14 protein-coding genes and 1 pseudogene are annotated in these 15,908 nt (G+C 73.0%); 4 read left to right on the top strand and 11 right to left on the bottom strand.

All coding sequences use genetic code 11. The features are described from left to right. Positions 1-124: 124 nt before the first annotated feature. Together ABZZ74_RS44105 and ABZZ74_RS44100 are read right to left on the bottom strand one after the other, a co-directional pair. Entirely contained in the window at positions 125-568 is a 444-nt protein-coding gene (locus tag ABZZ74_RS44105; protein WP_356949768.1) for a hypothetical protein, read from the bottom strand. Between the two features lie 97 nt (positions 569-665). Then, positions 666-1,286 (bottom strand): hypothetical protein, encoded by a 621-nt coding sequence (locus ABZZ74_RS44100; RefSeq protein ID WP_356949767.1) that lies wholly within the window; start codon positions 1,284-1,286, stop codon positions 666-668. A gap of 228 nt (positions 1,287-1,514) precedes the next feature. On the opposite strand from ABZZ74_RS44100, the pseudogene ABZZ74_RS44095 reads away from it, so the two are divergent. Then, positions 1,515-1,778: pseudogene (locus ABZZ74_RS44095) on the top strand (helix-turn-helix transcriptional regulator); the annotation flags it as partial. 1,742 nt (positions 1,779-3,520) lie between these two features. Here the strand turns inward: ABZZ74_RS44095 and ABZZ74_RS44090 are convergent. Next, complete coding sequence (locus ABZZ74_RS44090) at positions 3,521-5,263, bottom strand: pyruvate dehydrogenase (RefSeq protein ID WP_356949766.1); 1,743 nt, start codon at positions 5,261-5,263, stop codon at positions 3,521-3,523. Positions 5,264-5,328: 65 nt separating this feature from the next. Next, a complete protein-coding gene (locus tag ABZZ74_RS44085; RefSeq protein WP_356949771.1) occupies positions 5,329-6,939 on the bottom strand; it encodes a protein phosphatase 2C domain-containing protein in 1,611 nt (536 codons plus the stop codon). Between ABZZ74_RS44085 and ABZZ74_RS44080 the strand changes: the two genes are divergently transcribed. From ABZZ74_RS44080 to ABZZ74_RS44070, 3 genes are all read left to right on the top strand, one after another. Then, positions 6,860-7,084 carry a hypothetical protein gene (locus ABZZ74_RS44080; RefSeq protein ID WP_356949772.1) on the top strand — a complete coding sequence of 75 codons (225 nt, stop codon included), beginning with the start codon at positions 6,860-6,862 and terminating at the stop codon, positions 7,082-7,084. The genes ABZZ74_RS44085 and ABZZ74_RS44080 overlap by 80 nt on opposite strands. 248 nt (positions 7,085-7,332) lie before the next feature. Further along, positions 7,333-7,815, top strand: a complete 483-nt coding sequence (locus tag ABZZ74_RS44075) for a DUF456 domain-containing protein (protein WP_356949765.1) — start codon at positions 7,333-7,335, stop codon at positions 7,813-7,815. 67 nt (positions 7,816-7,882) lie between these two features. Then, positions 7,883-8,251, top strand: coding sequence for a PPOX class F420-dependent oxidoreductase (locus tag ABZZ74_RS44070; protein ID WP_356949764.1), 369 nt, complete (start codon positions 7,883-7,885; stop codon positions 8,249-8,251). 13 nt (positions 8,252-8,264) lie between these two features. Here the strand turns inward: ABZZ74_RS44070 and ABZZ74_RS44065 are convergent, their stop codons facing one another. The 7 genes from ABZZ74_RS44065 to ABZZ74_RS44035 form a co-directional block, all read right to left on the bottom strand. Further along, the gene (locus tag ABZZ74_RS44065) at positions 8,265-8,750 is read right to left on the bottom strand and encodes a methylated-DNA--[protein]-cysteine S-methyltransferase (RefSeq protein WP_356949763.1); all 486 of its coding nucleotides are present in this window, start codon (positions 8,748-8,750) and stop codon (positions 8,265-8,267) included. Positions 8,751-8,753: 3 nt separating this feature from the next. Continuing rightward, on the bottom strand, positions 8,754-10,136 hold the full coding sequence (locus tag ABZZ74_RS44060) for an AlkA N-terminal domain-containing protein (protein ID WP_356949770.1): 1,383 nt from the start codon (positions 10,134-10,136) through the stop codon (positions 8,754-8,756). 62 nt (positions 10,137-10,198) lie between these two features. Beyond that, positions 10,199-11,299, bottom strand: coding sequence for a ribosome small subunit-dependent GTPase A (rsgA, locus tag ABZZ74_RS44055; RefSeq protein ID WP_356949762.1), 1,101 nt, complete (start codon positions 11,297-11,299; stop codon positions 10,199-10,201). A 207-nt stretch (positions 11,300-11,506) separates the two neighbouring features. Next, positions 11,507-12,991 (bottom strand): cellulose-binding domain-containing protein, encoded by a 1,485-nt coding sequence (locus tag ABZZ74_RS44050; RefSeq protein WP_356949761.1) that lies wholly within the window; start codon positions 12,989-12,991, stop codon positions 11,507-11,509. Between the two features lie 166 nt (positions 12,992-13,157). Beyond that, positions 13,158-13,913: a hypothetical protein gene (locus ABZZ74_RS44045; RefSeq protein ID WP_356949760.1), complete on the bottom strand. Its 756-nt coding sequence runs from the start codon at positions 13,911-13,913 to the stop codon at positions 13,158-13,160. Beyond that, positions 13,910-14,488, bottom strand: a complete 579-nt coding sequence (locus ABZZ74_RS44040) for a sigma-70 family RNA polymerase sigma factor (protein ID WP_356949759.1) — start codon at positions 14,486-14,488, stop codon at positions 13,910-13,912. The genes ABZZ74_RS44045 and ABZZ74_RS44040 overlap by 4 nt, the downstream gene beginning before the upstream one ends. A gap of 63 nt (positions 14,489-14,551) precedes the next feature. Next, a complete protein-coding gene (locus ABZZ74_RS44035) occupies positions 14,552-15,871 on the bottom strand; it encodes a radical SAM protein (protein ID WP_356949758.1) in 1,320 nt (439 codons plus the stop codon). Positions 15,872-15,908 lie beyond the last annotated feature (37 nt).

Below are 15,908 nucleotides of genomic sequence, written 5' to 3'. Positions count from 1 at the left end.
AGCATGATCCTCGAAGCCCAGCAGGACATCGAGGTGGTCGCGGAGGCCGGGGACGCTGCGGCCGTTCCAGGCGGTCCTCACACCGCGGCCGAGGGCCGCGGCGCGACGGTCACTTGCTGCCCGCTCACTTGGCGCCGATGTGGAAGATCTTGTGGTTCGCGTTCATGTCGACGACCACCTTGGAGGTCACCCCGCGGCTCCAGGTCAGGGTGACGACGGCCTCCGTCCGGCCCGCCCTGGTGCCGGTCTCGGTGACCTTCCACGCCAGCGGCACGTTCTGGGCACGCAGGACGCCGTCCGCGTGCTCCCGCTCCTCCCACTTGTTCAGCTCCTTCTGGAACGCGGGCGTGAGGTAGTGGCCGCGCAGGGCGGTGCCGAGGTTGCCGCTGTCCTCGTCGTACACCGCGTCGATGTAGGTGCCGTAGAAGTCGGCGATCCGGGTGAGGTTGTCGGACGTCCTGCCACTGACGCTGCGCGGGGCGCCGGCGGAGGCCTGGGCGGTGGCGCCGAGGCCGAGGGCGACGGCGAGGAGGCCGGCGCTGATGACGGTGCGGGTCTTGCTGCTCATGTCTGTTCCCCGTTTTCGGTTGCGTGGTGTGAGAGGTGCGGTGGTCGGTGGGCGCCCTCCCGACCCCCGTGGCGGGAGGGCGGCCCTGGTCGTGCGGTCAGTGGAGCTTGTTCACGGCGGTCGTGGTCGTCTTCTTGAACGCCTTGACCGGCGCGTCCCTGAAGCCGCCCATCTGCCCCCAGTCGACGACGGTCACGGTCCTGCCGTCCCGGGCCACCGACAGGAGCCGGATGTCGGTGGCGCCCCAGGAGGTCTCGGTGTGCAGGCCGTAGACGTGGGCGCCCTCCTCGACGGGCAGGGTGCCGTAGTCCTTGAGCGTCGCCGCCGTCTCCGGGTCGGCCTCCTCGATGCGGGCCGGGCAGGACGCGATGTCCTTCTTGAGCCGGGCGAAGCGGCCCTTCGCCGCGCTGACGCCGGGCAGTTGGACGCTGACCTGGCGGGCGCCCGTGTCGAGGTCGGTGCGGAACTCCCGGTACCAGGTGTCCTGGCCCCCGCCCAGCGCCATGCTCAGGCAGCGGTCCTGTTCCACCGCCTCCGGTACGCCGGCGGTGACCTTGCCGGCGGTCCAGGACGACGAGGGGTGCGGCGGCAGGTCCGCGGCCGCCAGAAAGCCCGGTGCCCGGGGCGCGGCGTCCGCCGGTGGGGCGAGCGTCGTGCCGAGGGCGAGGCCCGTGACGGCGAGTGCGATGAGCGCGCCTGCTCGGGTGCGCTTGGACATGGGTGTCCCCCGTGGATGAGTGCATGGGTGTCGGAAGATCGCCGCGACGGCGGATGGTCGGTCCGCCCTGGTCGGTGCGACACCCAGAGCATCGGCGCTCCCGGCGCCCCGGCGCAACGGCTGCCGTCCGATCGGCCGGGGTGGAACCATCCCAGCCCATCTGACGTGCAGGTATATGAGTGCCTGGGATGACGGGGACGACGGGGACGACGGTGAGGCGGGGGAACGGTGTCGACACGGGACGACGTCGAGCAGTTCGCGGCGCTGCTGCGCCGGTTGAAGGACCGCACGGACCGGAGCTACGGCTCGCTGGCGCGGCGCCTCAATATGAACACCTCCACGCTCCACCGCTACTGCGCGGGCGAGGCGGTGCCCCAGGACTTCGCCCCACTGGAACGCCTGGCCGCCTTCTGCGAGGCGACGCCGGAGGAACGCCTCGAACTGCACCGGCAGTGGCTCCTGGCGGTCGCGGCACGCCAGCGCCCCCGCACACCGGAGGAACCGCCCCCGACCGACACCGCGCACATGTCCCTGCCGGGGCGAGCGGCTTCCCAGCCGGGCGGGGCCGTCGCCCTGAGGGATCCGCAGGCTTCCCAGCCGGGCGCACAGATTTCCCCGCCGGAGTCACCGACTCCCGTGCCAGGTGCCCATGTTTCCCCACCGGAGTCCCCGACTTCCGTGCGGAACGCCCATGTCTCTCTGCCGGAGTCACCGACTTCCCAGCCGGACGCGGGTCTTCCCCGGCCGCAGCCACCCGCCTCCGTGCCCGGCGGGGCCGCTTCTGAGAGCGAGCCGCACCCTTCCGCATCCGGCACGGCCGCTTCCCCGCCGCAGCCACCCGCCTCCCCACCCGGCACGGCCGCCTCTGACAGCGAGCCGCACCCTTCCGCATCCGGCACGGCCACTTCCCCGCCGCAGCCACCCGCCTCCCCACCCGGGGCGGCTGCTCCTCTATCCGGGACGACGCCCGCTTCCCCCTCCGCAGCGGCTGCTCCTCCGTCCGGGACGGCGCCCACTTCCCCGTCCGGGGAATTGGCGCCCTTGTCCAAGGGACTCGCTCCCCGTCCCGAGACGACCGGTTCCGAGACCCAGACAGCCGCGCGCGAGGCGGAGACGAGCGCTGCCGTCGCCGACGGAACCGGTCCCGAGACCCAGACAGCCGTGCGCGAGGTGGACACGGCTGCTTCCGTGGACGGGGGAACGGATCGCGGGCCGGAGACGGTCGGTTCCCCTCACGACACGGCCGATCGTCAGTTCGAGCAGCCGGCGGGTGGTACCGGGGCCGCCCCAGCCCACCGTCCCCGCCCCTGGTTCCGTCGGCGGCGGAGCCTCCTCGGCGCCGCCGTGGCCACCGTGCTGCTGGCCACGCTCGGGACCGTCTCGGCGCTGTCGGAGGACGGGGCGCGGGGCGATTCCGCCAGGACACCGTCCGGGCCGTCCCGTACGACGGAGGCCGGCACCCGCCGCGCCCCGTCGGCCGGCGGCGCGAGCAGCAGCCCCGCCCCCGGCGCAGGCTCGGCCTCCCCCTCGAGGGGCGGCACGGCGTCGCCCACTCCCCCGTCGCAGGACGCCCCGCCAGTGAAGGACAAGGCCTCCGCACCCACCGCTGTGCCCCTGGCGCTGACCGTCGACTCGCAGGTCTGGCAAGGAGGGTGCGGCCAGAACTACGTGATCGACAAGGCGCCGGCCGAGGTGCCCCCGCCGCCGGTGCCGCAGGACGCCGCGGTGTGGGCGGCGACGCAGAGCGCGGTGCAGGGTGGCGAGTCGACGGTGGAGATCTCGGTGCAGGGCAAGTCGTCGACGGCCGTCGTCCTCAACGCCCTGCGCGTCAGGATCGTCGGCCGCGGCACCCCCGTCCCCGGCACCGCGTACTCCATGGGCGGGGGCTGCGGCGGCGGTCTCACCCCGCGCTCCTTCGCCGTGAACCTCGACGTCAACCGGCCCATCGCCCACCCCGTGCCCGGCACCCAGGACGGGGGGCCGTCGACGCCCGCGGTCCAGTTCCCCTACCGCGTCTCGGCCCAGGACCCCGAGGTGCTGCTGGTCACGGGGACGACCGAGACGTACGACGCCAGCTGGTACCTCGAGCTCGACTGGTCCTCACAGGGCCGCACCGGCACGGTCCGCATCGACGACCACGGCCACCCGTTCCGCACCAGCAGCATCAAGGGCAGGCCCCGCCTCTGGTACGGAACGAACGACTCGGGCGAACGCGCCTGGGTCCCCACCGACAGCTAAGGCCGCGGCACGTTGCGGATGTTGGAGCGGGCCATCTGCAGCATGCGGCCGACTCCCCCGTCCAGGACGATCTTGGATGCCGACAGGGCGAAGCCGGTCACCATCTCGGCGCTGATCTTCGGCGGGATGGACAGGGCGTTGGGATCGGTGACCACGTCGACGAGTGCCGGGCCCTTGTGCTTGAAGGCGTCCTTCAGGGCGCCGGCGAGATCCTTGGGCTTCTCGACCCGCACCCCGTAGGCACCGCAGGCGCGGGCGACGGCGGCGAAGTCGGGGTTCTTGTTGGTGGTGCCGTACGAGGGCAGCCCCGCCACCAGCATCTCCAACTCGACCATGCCGAGGGAGGAGTTGTTGAAGAGGACGACCTTGACCGGGAGGTCGTACTGCACCAGCGTCAGGAAGTCGCCCATCAGCATGGAGAATCCGCCGTCCCCGGACATGGAGACCACCTGCCGCCCCCGGTCGGTGAACTGCGCCCCGATCGCCATGGGCAGCGCGTTCGCCATCGAGCCGTGCGAGAACGAACCGATCACCCGGCGACGGCCGTTGGGCGAGATGTAGCGAGCGGCCCACACGTTGCACATCCCGGTGTCCACGGTGAACACGGTGTCGTCGTCGGCGAGTTCGTCGAGTACGGACGCCACGTACTCGGGATGGATCGGCACGTGCTTGTCCACCTTGCGGGTGTAGGCCTTCACCACCCCCTCCAGCGCGTCCGCGTGCTTCTTCAGCATCCGGTCCAGGAAGCGGCGGTTGGACTTCTCCCGCACCCGCGGGATCAGACAGCGCAGCGTTTCGCGCACGTCGCCCCAGACCGCCAGGTCGAGCTTGGAGCGGCGGCCCAGGTGCTCGGGACGGACGTCGATCTGGGCGATCTTGACGTCGTCGGGCAGGAAGGCGTTGTAGGGGAAGTCGGTGCCGAGCAGGATCAGCAGATCGCACTCGTGGGTGGCCTCGTAGGCGGCGCCGTAGCCGAGCAGACCGCTCATGCCGACGTCGTAGGGGTTGTCGTACTGGATCCACTCCTTGCCCCGCAGAGCGTGCCCCACCGGTGACTTGATCTTCCCGGCGAACTCCATGACCTCGGCGTGCGCGCCGGCCGTGCCGCTGCCGCAGAACAGGGTGACCCGGTCGGCCGCGTCGATCATCCGGACGAGTTCGTCGATCTCGGCGTCGCCCGGGCGGACCGTGGGCCGGGAGGTGACCAGGGCGGTCTCGGCGGCCTTGTCGGGGGCGGGCTCGGCGGCGATGTCACCGGGGAGGGAGACCACGCTGACGCCGGAGCGGCCGACCGCGTTCTGGATGGCGGTCTGCAGCAGCCGGGGCATCTGCTTCGGGCTGGAGATCAGCTCGCTGTAGTGGCTGCACTCCTGGAAGAGCCGGTCGGGGTGGGTCTCCTGGAAGTAGCCCAGGCCGATCTCGCTGGAGGGGATGTGCGAGGCGAGCGCGAGGACCGGGGCCATGGAACGGTGGGCGTCGTAGAGGCCGTTGATGAGATGGAGGTTGCCGGGCCCGCAGGAGCCCGCGCACGCGGTGAGCTTGCCGGTGATCTGGGCTTCCGCGCCGGCCGCGAAGGCGGCGGTCTCCTCGTGGCGTACGTGCACCCAGTCGATGGCGGCGTTGCGGCGCACCGCGTCCACCACCGGGTTGAGGCTGTCGCCGACGACGCCGTACAGGCGCTTGACTCCGGCGCGGACGAGGATGTCGACGAACTGCTCGGCGACGTTCTGTTTGGCCATGGTGCTCTGCTGCCCCTTCGGTCTCCGCTGATCCCTCTGGGTCCATCAATTCACAGGCCGCGCGCTCACGCCTCCCAAACGGCCGCGGCCGTACGGTCGTCCGCGTACCCCTTGACCCTGACCTGGGTGTCCGCGAGGAACGCGGCGAGGCCGGGCGGGGTGGGTCCGGACCATCGGCCCGTCAGATAGCGGCACAGGTCCGGTTCGCCGCGCAGCGGGTCCGCGAGGCCCGCGGTGCACATCAGCAGGGTGTCACCCGGGCGGGCCACCGAGGCACGGAAGCGGAAGGGTTCGCGGGGCGGTTCGGGGGCCGGCTCGTAGGGGCTCGGGGGTGTGGGGATGCCGAGGTCCATGGTGAGGCGGTCGCCCTCGGGGGTCTCGGCGGGCAGCGAGCCGAAGCCGACGACCGGGTCGCCGGTGACCTCGGTGACGCGGGGCTCGATGTCCTGCCAGTCACCGTCCCTGAGCCGGAACAGTCCGCCCCCGCCGACGCCGAAGAAGACGCGGGTACGGCACTCCGGGTCGGCCGGCAGCAGCAGGCAGCGCAGGGTGGCGGAGTACTCCTCCGGCTCGATGCCCTGCTCGGCGGCGCTGGCGCGGAGTTTGCCGAGGCTGCGGTCGGTGAGACGGTGCAGGCCCGACTTCAGGTCACCGCGCCTCGCCGCCCGGATGTCCTCCGCGAGCCGGGCGTGACTGCGGCCGACGGCCCGGCCGATCCAGTGGCAGGCCTCGGCGGCGGCACGGTGGGCTCCGGGGGTGGCGCGGGCGCCGGTGGCCATGGCGACGAGGATCAGCGCGTTCTCGGCGGTGCCGAAGCGGGCGGTGAGCAACGAGTCGCGGCGCGGTTCGCCCCGGTACCGCGCGGAGTCCCCCCGGACGGAGACGGCACGCAGGGTGCAGGACCCGTACCGGGCACCGTCGAGCACGGTGTCGGCGACCAGATCATCGAGATCGTCCGGATCGGCGACGGGCAACGCGGTGGGCTCGGCCTCGTAGGTGGGCGGCCCGGAGCCGACGTAGTCGAGATGGTCGGCGGGAGGCGGGGGGAAGGTCGGCAGGCTGAGGTCGTCGGCGGGAGGCGGAGGAATGGCCGACGGATCGAGGCGGTCGGCCGGAGGTGGAGGCGGGGCCGGGAGGTCGAGATGTTCGGCGGAGGGCGGAGGGAGGGTCGGCAGGTCGAGGTGGGTGGCGGTGCGGAGGACCGGGGGCTGGTCGGCGGGCTGTGGCGCGGGGGCGGGCGGGACCGGTGGCGGGGGGTACGGCACACGATCCTGTACCGGCGGGGCACCGTCCCTCTGCGAACCGGAAGCCGCCCCATGACCGCGACCACCCGGGGCCGGGGTCCGGGCCGAAGCGCCCGCGGCTGAGCTGGGAGGCGGAGGGGCAGGACTGCCGGCGGCCGGGCTCTGGGCAGGAGGGGCAGGGGTGCCCGGCGGTCGGGCCGGAGGGGCCGGGCTGCCCGCAGCCGCGGCCGGGGGCGAGGGATGAGACGACCTGTCCCGGACCGGCGGGGCACCGTCCCGCTGCGGACCCGGAGCCGCCCCATCGCCGCGACCACCCGCAGTCGGCAGGGGGCCCGCTTCGCGGGCGGGGTCCGTGCCGGTCGGTGTCCGGGACGTGGGGGCCGTCGTCGTCGGGGTCTCGGTCGACGTGCCGCTGCGCTGGGCGGGGACCACGTCGGCCCGTTCGCCCGGCGGCGATCCGTCGGCCACGGTCCCGGCCGCCGAGGCGAACCGGTCGTCCAACGTGTCGGCCGCGGGGGTCGGCCCCGTGTCCTCGGTGGAGTCGTCGTACAGCTGCCCCCACCAGTCGTCCTCGTGACCGGTGGGACTTCCCCCCTGCTGGCTCATGCCCCTAATTGTCCACCCCGGGGCCCCGATGAAAACGGGGCAACGGGAAAAACCGGCACGGCACGCCGAGTCGAACGCCGTGTCGAGTGACACGTCGAACAGGAAAGCGGGAAACAAGCCGCCTGCCGGTTCCGCCCCCCACGGGGGAACCGCCCGGCGACCGTGCACCGTACCGGATGCTGACCTGCGTTTTCTGTGTCCCTCCGGCACCCTGGGCACATGGGAGTGTGGGACCTCCTGCTGGTCGGTCTGGTCCTCCTGCTCGGCCTGTGCGGAGTGCTGGTGCCCGGGGTGCCCGGGTCGTGGCTGGTGTGGGCCGCGATCCTGTGGTGGGCGCTGAAGGACCCGCGGCCGGTCGCCTGGTGGGTCCTGGTCGGCGCCACCGGGGCGCTGTTCCTCTGCCAGGGGGTCCGCTGGGCGCTGCCGCCCCGCCGGCTGCGGGCGAGCGGCGCCACGCCCAGGATGGCGGTGTACGCCGGTACGGGCGCGCTCCTCGGCTTCTTCCTGCTTCCCGTGCTCGGCGCGATCCCGGGCTTCATGGCCGGTGTCTACCTCGCCGAACGCCTCCGTCTCGGCCGACACGGCGAGGCGATGGCGGCCCTGCGCAGGGCGATGCGCTCGGGCGGCTTCAGTGTCCTCACCGAACTGTTCACCTGCCTGCTGATCATGGGAGCGTGGCTGGGCGCGGTGATCGGGGGATGACGTAGGTCCCGCGGACTAGGCCGAGAACCCGATGTGGAGGCGCGGCGGGCGTGTTTGGGTGAGGGGCATGAGCGAATTCAGCGAGGCCGAGCGCGCGTATCTGAAGTCGCAGCGGCTGGGACGGCTGGCCACCGTCGACCCGCACGGGCAGCCGCAGGCGAACCCGGTCGGCTTCTTCCCGCAGGACGACGGCACGATCCTGGTCGGCGGGTACGCCATGGGCCGCACCAAGAAGTGGCGCAACCTGCGGGAGAACCCGAAGGTCGCGCTGGTCGTCGACGACATCGTCAGCCTGCGCCCGTGGAGGGTGCGCGGCATCGACATCCGCGGCGAGGCGGAACTCCTCACCGGACCGCACGAGTTGGGCCCGCACTTCAGCGAGGAGGTGATCCGTATCCATCCGCGGCGGATCCACAGCTGGGGGCTGGAGGACTGATCCGCCGCCGCGGTCACAGGCAGCCCTCCAGGGTGAGCAGGCGCACCTTCCGCTCCAGCCCGCCCGCGTAGCCGGTCAGTGAGCCGTTCGCGCCGATCACCCGGTGGCAGGGCCGGACGATCAGCAGCGGATTGGCGCCGATGGCACCGCCCACGGCCCGTACGGCGGCCCGGGGCGCCCCGATCCGCGCGGCGATCTCGCCGTACGTCGTGCTCGCCCCGTACGGCACCGAGTCCAGGGCGTTCCACACCCGTTCCCGGAACTCGCTGCCCGCGGTGCTGAACGCCAGCCGGAACTCCTTGAGTTCGCCGGCGAAGTAGGCGGCCAGCTGTTCCTCGGCGGCCCGGAAGGCGGCGGGCTCGTGCCGCCAGCCCTCCTGCACCGCGGGGCCGTTCTTCTGTCCCGGCACGGAGACGGAGGTGAGCGCGCCGGCCGGGTCGGCGGTGAGCAGCAGGGGGCCGAGGGGGCTGTCGACGCGGGTCCACACGATGGTCGTCACAGGTCAGTCCAACTCTCCTGCTGCGCGCAGGTGTCGCAGGGCGTAGGAGCGCCAGGGGCGCCAGCTGTCGGGGACGTCGGGGCCGGGCGGGGCGACGTCGGGGTCGCCCAGGGCGCGGGTGCGGATGACGGCGACCGTGGCGGCGTCCAGTCCGGGCAGGGCGAGCAGCGCCGCCTCGGCGTCGTCGCGGTCGGCGCCGGGGTCGAGGCGGACGGCGCCGTCGGCGAGGGCCGCGGCGAGGGCGCCGAGCGGGCCGTGGGGTTCGGCCTCGGCGAGGACGGCGGGTTCGGGGAAGAGGTGGGTGAGGCTGCCGGCGGGCGAGTCGAGCGCCTTGCCGTAGCGCCGTACCAGCCGCTCGGCCTCCCGCGGCCCGACCAGCGCCCGCACCGCCAGCTCCTCCGCGTCGGCGGCACCGGGCGAGCGCAGTCCCGGCCGCGCGGCGACCAGCGGAGCGAGCCGCGCGTCCGCGCCGAGCCGCTCGTCGACGGCGTACGGGTCGGCGTCCAGGTCGAACAGGCGCCGCAGCCGCCCCACGGCGGTGGTCAGGTCGCGGGGATCGGCGAGCTGCAACCGGGCCTCCAGCCAGCCCCCCGGATGGGCACCGGACGCGGTCCTCACCACGCCCGGCCGCTCGTCGACGGCGACGACGCCCGTGCCGTGGGGAAGGCGGAGCGTACGGCGGTAGGTGCGCCGCCCGCGCGTCCCCTCGACCTCCTCCACGCCGGGCACGGCCTCGGCCGCGAGCAGGTCGAAGACGGCAACGGCCTGGTAGGGGCCCCGGTGGGCGAGCCGCAGCGGGATCCCCACCGCCTGCCGACGGCCCCGGTGCTGCGGCGCGGCGGCCCGCAACTCGCTGGGCGTCGCGGCGTACACCTCGCGGATCGTGTCGTTGAACTGCCGCACACTGGCGAACCCGGACGCGAACGCGATCTCCGTGATCGGCAGATCGGTCGTCTGCACCAGCACCCGCGCGGTGTGCGCCCGCTGGGCGCGGGCCAGGGCGACCGGTCCGGCGCCCAGCTCGGCGGTCAGCTGCCGCTGCACCTGCCGGGCGCTGTAGCCGAGCCGCGCCGCGAGCCCGGCCACGCCCTCCCGGTCGACGACGCCGTCGCCGATCAGCCGCATGGCCCGGCCCACGACGTCCGCGCGCACGTTCCACTCGGCCGAGCCCGGGACCGCGTCCGGACGGCACCGCCGGCAGGCCCGGAAACCCGAGCCCTGCGCGGCGGCGGCCGTCGTGAAGAAGCGGACGTTGCGGCGGTTGGGGGTCACCGCGGGGCAGCTGGGCCGGCAGTAGATCCCAGTGGTCTCGACGGCGAAGAAGAACTCCCCGTCGAACCGGGCGTCCCGGCTGCGTACGGCTTCGTACCTGGTGTCCTCGTCCATCACGCCGTCCAGTCTCCGCCTGAGGGGCAGACGCGGCCAGCGGGATTCGGACGTCACGTTGCCTACCGTCGGCGGCCCCGCTTGGCCTCCATGGCCGCCCTGCCCTCCGCCCCCTTCCGCTTCCAGTCCCGGCGGATCTCGGCGCGCAGGCGGGCGTCCGTCTTGGCGACGATCCACTGGTTCTCGCGGATCAGCTTGCGGTAGCTCTCCAGGCGCCGCACGGCGAGCTCCCCGGCGTCGACGGCCGCCAGCACCGCGCACCCGGGTTCGGCGGTGTGGGCGCAGTCGTGGAAGCGGCACCGTTCGGCCAGTTCCTCGATCTCGCTGAAGACCTGACCGACGCCGCTCTCGGCGTCGTACAGCCCGACCCCGCGCAGACCGGGCGTGTCGATGAGGACACCCCCGCCGGGCAGGGCGAGCAGGTTGCGCGTGGTGGTGGTGTGGCGCCCCTTGCCGTCGACGTCCCGCGCGGCCCGTACGTCCATCACGTCCTCGCCGATGAGCGTGTTCGCGAGGGTCGACTTGCCGGCACCGGACTGGCCGAGCAGCACGGACGTGCCGCCGGAGACGAGGGACACGAGGACGTCGAGCCCGTCCCCCTCGACCGCGCTGACCAGCAGGACGGTCACGCCGGGCGCGGAGAGCTCCACGTCCTGGACGAGGTGCGAGCGGGTCACCGGGTCCGGCACGAGGTCGGCCTTGGTGAGGACGACCAGGGGCTGGGCGCCCGACTCCCAGGCGAGGGCGAGGAAGCGTTCGACGCGGCCCAGGTCGAGTTCGGCGGCCAGGGACACGGCGACGATCGCGTGGTCGACGTTGGCGGCGAGGATCTGCCCCTCGGACCGCTTGGAGGAGGTGGAGCGCACGAAGGCGGTGCGGCGCGGCAGACACGCGCGCACGTAGCGGGGGTTGCCGCCGGCTTCGACGGCGACCCAGTCGCCGGTGCACACGACCCGCAGCGGGTCGTGCGGGGTGACGAAGGCGGTGTCGGCCCGCAGCACCCCGCTCGGGGTGACCACGTCGCACTGACCGCGGTCGACCCGGATCACCCGCCCGGGCAGGAGCCCTTCGGCGGCGTACGGAACGAACGCGTCCGCCCATGCCTCGTCCCAGCCGTAGGGAGCGAGCGCGGGGAGAACGGGGGAAGCAGAACTGGAAGTCAAGGGGTGACCCTTCACAAGGGCGGCCACCGGCAAAGGGGTTGGGACTTCGGTGAGTCAGCCGACGGCCACGGAGGTGGACTTGATGAACTGGATGCGGGCAGCGCCCATCGTCATGACAGCCATCGGTCGACACCTCCTCGTCCTGTGCCTACGTCTGTTCCTCGTGCGGGAACCGCCGCAACAGTAGCCCGTCACGGCGGAGGCGCGTCAACTGCTTTTCGCGCAGCTGTGTCCGTTGAGCGTCACGTCGTACGCCGGGGCGTTCTTGCCCTTCCAGGAGGCGAGGAAGCCGAAGGAGAGGGTGCCGTCGGCGGGGACGGACCGGTTGTAGTCGGCGGCCTTGGCGGTGACCCGGGAGTCGTTCTGGCCGAAGCTGGCGTCCCACATCTGGGTCACCTTCTGGCCGTCCCGGAAGGACCAGGCGACGCTCCAGTCGGCGAGGGCGTCGGCGGTGGTGACGGAGAGGGTGGCCTGGAAGCCGTCCGGCCACTGGTTGACCAGGTCGTAGGCGTAGGTGCAGGTCGTCGGGGAGCGGTCCGCCGAACCCGTACTGGCCGTCGACGAGGAGGTGCCCTGCGGTTCGGGGTCGGGGTTCTTCTCGCCTGCGGACCTGGTCGCCGAGGCCGTGGGGCCCGGGCTCGGGGTGCCGGTGGCGGAGGCCTTCGTCGCCGGCGGGCTGAGGTCCGGCAAGGACGGGCCGGGGGCCGCCACGGGGCTGCTGTCGGTCGGATCACCGCTCGCCGCGGTGCCCTTGTCGCCGCTGAACGGCATCAGCGAGACGGCCAGCGCGAGCAGCGACACCACCACGGCGGCGACGAGCAGACCGTTGCGAAGGACGCGGGCGCGCTGGGCGCCTGTCACGGGCCGGCCGCCGTCCCCGTCGGCCGGCTCCGGGCGTCCCGCGCCGAGGCGGACCTCGGCGGCCCGTCGGCGGCGCTCCAGGTAGGCGAGGCCGCCCCAGCCGATCACCCCGCCGGCGAGGGCGGCGGGCAGTCCGCCGCCGTGCGGGCGCAGACAGGCGGCGGCCTCGGCGCAGTCCACGCAGGTGGCGAGGTGGCGGGAGAGGTCGGCGGGGATGTCGGCGGCGGGCGAGCGGGTGACCGCGTCCAGCAGCCGGGCATAGCTGCGGCAGTCCGCGTCCATCGGCGTGTCGAGGTGGGCGCGGTGGCAGCGGTCCCGGAACAGGCCGCGGACCTGGGCGAGTTCCTCGCCGACGAGGGCCGGATCGAGCCCGAGGCGGCGGGCGACCACGGACGTCGGCAGCGCCTCCACCTCGGCCAGCCACAGCAGCGCCGCGTCGGCCTCCTGGAGGTCGCGCAGACCGCGCAGGGCGAGCGGGCGCTGCAGCGGGGGCCCGGTGTAGCGGGCGGCCTTGTCCGAGTGGAGCCACAGCCGCAGATCGGGGTCGAGGTCGTGCCCCCGCCCGCCCTCCTCCCAGGCGGCCGCCGTGGTGCGTACGGCGGTCAACAGCAGCGGGATCATGGGGAGTCGGGAGCGGCGGCCGGCGCTTCTGGCCAAGCCTCCGTCGCCGACGCGGACCTCGCGCATGCCGAGCGCGAAGGCCTCGGTGGCCAGTTGGGTGGCCGCTTCGGCGCCGGCTGTGCACAGATCGGCGTAGGAAAGCACCGCGTCCCAGCACTCGGAGAACAGCGCGGCCTCGGCGGCGTCCTTCGGGGTCGGCAGGTCGGGCATGGGTCTCCTGCATCCACGAGCGAGGTCAACTCACCTGATTGGCAACGGAGTTGTGGGGACCCTCGCGGGAGCCCGAGCCTTTCACAACGTCGTCACAACTGACAAGCGCCGTATTCAATTCGGTTACCGGCGGTCGCGTCAAGTGACCGCCGGGGACCTCGTTCGGCTAGCGGTTCGAGTACACCACCGCCACCACCCGCCCGCGCGCGTCGAGTGCCTCGGTCCGGTACTCCCGTGCCCACTCCTCGTTGTCGCTACGAGAGTTATACGGAAGGAACGTCACGAAGTATCGATCCCGGCCGAGATTTATCGGCCCTTCCCGCCCTCCGTCCTGCCACACGACCCGGACGGCGACGGCCGTCTCGGGTGCGCGGCCGTAGACGGCGACCCAGCCGGACAGCGCGTTGGTGTCCACGGTGGACCACAGCGCGGGAGTACGGTAGCCGTCGCCCCGGAAGCACTCCGACCAGCCGCCGGAGTCCGTCGGCCGTCCGTCCGGCTCCAGCACGCGCATGTAGTGGCACAGGCCCCCGGACCTGTTGGGCGCCTCCCAGTACTGCAGGCGCAGTCCGTCCGGCGTGGCCGAGGAGAAGAGCAGCCGCGCCCTGGCGGTGTCCGGCGCCATGCCCCCCGGACCACCCGCCCGGCCGAGCCCGACGCCCACGTCGTCCGGGATGACCCCGGCGGCCCGGGCGGCCAGTCCGCCGGCTCCCAGCACGCCGACGACGGCGACACCGACGACCCAGCGCCGCCGCAGCGGCCGGTACGACCGCGGGTGCCCCCCGCGCTCCCGCGGATCCTCTGCCAGGATCCGCTCCAGCACCGCCTCGTCCGGCGCGGCCTCGCCGGCCACCGGGTCCGCCGGGCCCAGCAGCCGCCGTACCCGCCGCTCGGTCTCGGCCGTGTTCGCGCGCGTCCTCATGCCCGCTCCCCCTTCGTCGCGGCGAGCGGCCGTTCGGCCGGTGCCTCCCGCCGGGTCAACTCCCTTTCCAGGCGGCGGCGCGCGCGGTGCAGCCGTACCGCGAACGCGCGGGCCGAGCATCCCACCACCCGTGCGGCGGCGGCCGTGTCGAGGCCGTCCCAGCCGATGAGCCGCAGGGTCTCCTGGTCGCGTTCCGACAGCGCGGCCAGCGCCTCCCGCACGTGCAGCGCCTCGACCACTCCCCCGGCGTGGTCGGGCACCGCGGCCGTCACGGGTGCCGTACGGCCGAGTCGGGCGGCCAGCCGGCCGCCGCGGCGCTCACCGCGGGACTGGTTGGCGAGGATGTTGCGGGCCACGGCGTACAGCCACGGCAGCGCCTCCTCCGGCTCCCGCGGCACCTTGTCGATCCGGCGCCAGGCGACGAGGAACGTCTCGGCCACCGCGTCCTGCGCGCTCTCCGCGTCCGCGGCACGGCGCCGGGCGAAGCCGAGCACCCGCCCGTGGTGCGCCGTGTACAGCGCGCGAAGCCGCTCCTCGGGCCCGAGGCCCCCGTCAGGTGTTCCGTCCTCCGGCACACCCGCCCCCCTTCCGTCCGCCGCTCGCGATGACACCCCCTATGTCCGGCGGAGGGAGGGGAGTTACACCTCGGCCGGCTCCTGCGCGGGCAGGCTGTCCATGAAGGAACTCACCGAGAAGACGGCGCGGCCGGGTCCGGGCGGGCCGTAGCCGGGGGGCGAGGAGAGACCGAAGTCGTCCATGGTCTGGCGGTAGGCCTGCAGCAGCCGGATGTGGTACTCCAGCGGCGCACCCTGGGGGTTGGCCTTGCCGAGCGGGGTGGTCGGCTCGGGGCACCAGGTGGTGAAGCGGGGCGTGATGCCGTGCGACATGAAGAAGCGCAGCCCCTCGGTCGTCGAGGCGATGGCCTCGTCGACGGTCGTGAAACCGAACGGCTCCGCCATCTCCACGCCCGCCACGAAGTTGGGGATGACGTTGCGCGCGCCGAAGACCTCCGCCGAGTCCAGGATGCGCTTGTGCCACTCGTCGCGGCCGACGTAGCGCTCCTTGCCGGGGCAGTACAGCTCGAACAGGCGGCGGTCCCACACCTCGTAGTTGGGGTGGTAGATCTGCACGCCGTAGTCCTTGAACCGCTGCACGTCGTCGCGCGGCAGCGCCTGGGCGACCACCTTGCCGATCCAGCGGCCCGGGAAGCGCTCCTCGATGGCCTTGGCGTAGTGGCCGTAGAAGTCGGCCTCGTCGCGTCCCGCGACCGTTTTCGTGATGGCACCGCCGGTGAGGGTGTAGGCGGTGGAGGCCTTCTGGGTGTCGTACCGGTCGATGATCTCGAGGGCCTCCAGCACCTCCTCGACGTCCTTCACCCCGGTGTACGGGCGCCCGGCGGCCTTGTGCTGGCGCCAGTTGTGGTTGATGTCGCAGTACTGGCACTCCTCCTTGGCGCCGAAGTACTGGCAGACGCGGAAAACGGTGAGATAGATGAGATAGCCCCACTGGATCGTCGGGGCGACCTCCATGACGGACTTCCCGTTGGAGAGGGTGTGCCGGTAGTACTCCGGCATGGGCGGCACACCGACGTCGGAGATGCGTTGTCCGTCGAGGTAGAGCCCGAGCACGCCCTCCTCGTCGGCGGCCACACGATAGGGCGAGGACGGGTTCACCCGCACGGACACCACGGTCCGCCGCAGGTCGTACGGCCCTCCGGTGAGGATGATCTCCTCCGGCGGCCGGCGCAGCGCGGCCTCGCCGAGCTCCGGCAGGGTGCCGTGGTCGAAGGAGAAGATGAAGTACGACTTCGGCTTCACCTCGCCGCTCTCGTTGTCGCTGAGGGCGGACGGGTCGAAGGCGACGCCCCCTCGCAGCAGGTCCTCCTTGAAGACTGCTTCCCGCGGTACCTGCGGGAACCGCTCCATCAGATCCTCGACCAGCGCGGTACGGCTGCCCATCCCGATCTCTCCTCCCGGCTCAGGCGTTCGACACCTC

Origin of the sequence: Streptomyces sp. NPDC006476, from assembly GCF_040612015.1 — a bacterium.
GTDB classification, from domain to species: Bacteria; Actinomycetota; Actinomycetes; order Streptomycetales; family Streptomycetaceae; genus Streptomyces; species Streptomyces griseorubiginosus_B.
Note: the sequence above shows the minus strand (reverse complement) of the source record. Positions and strands in the feature narration are given on the sequence as shown.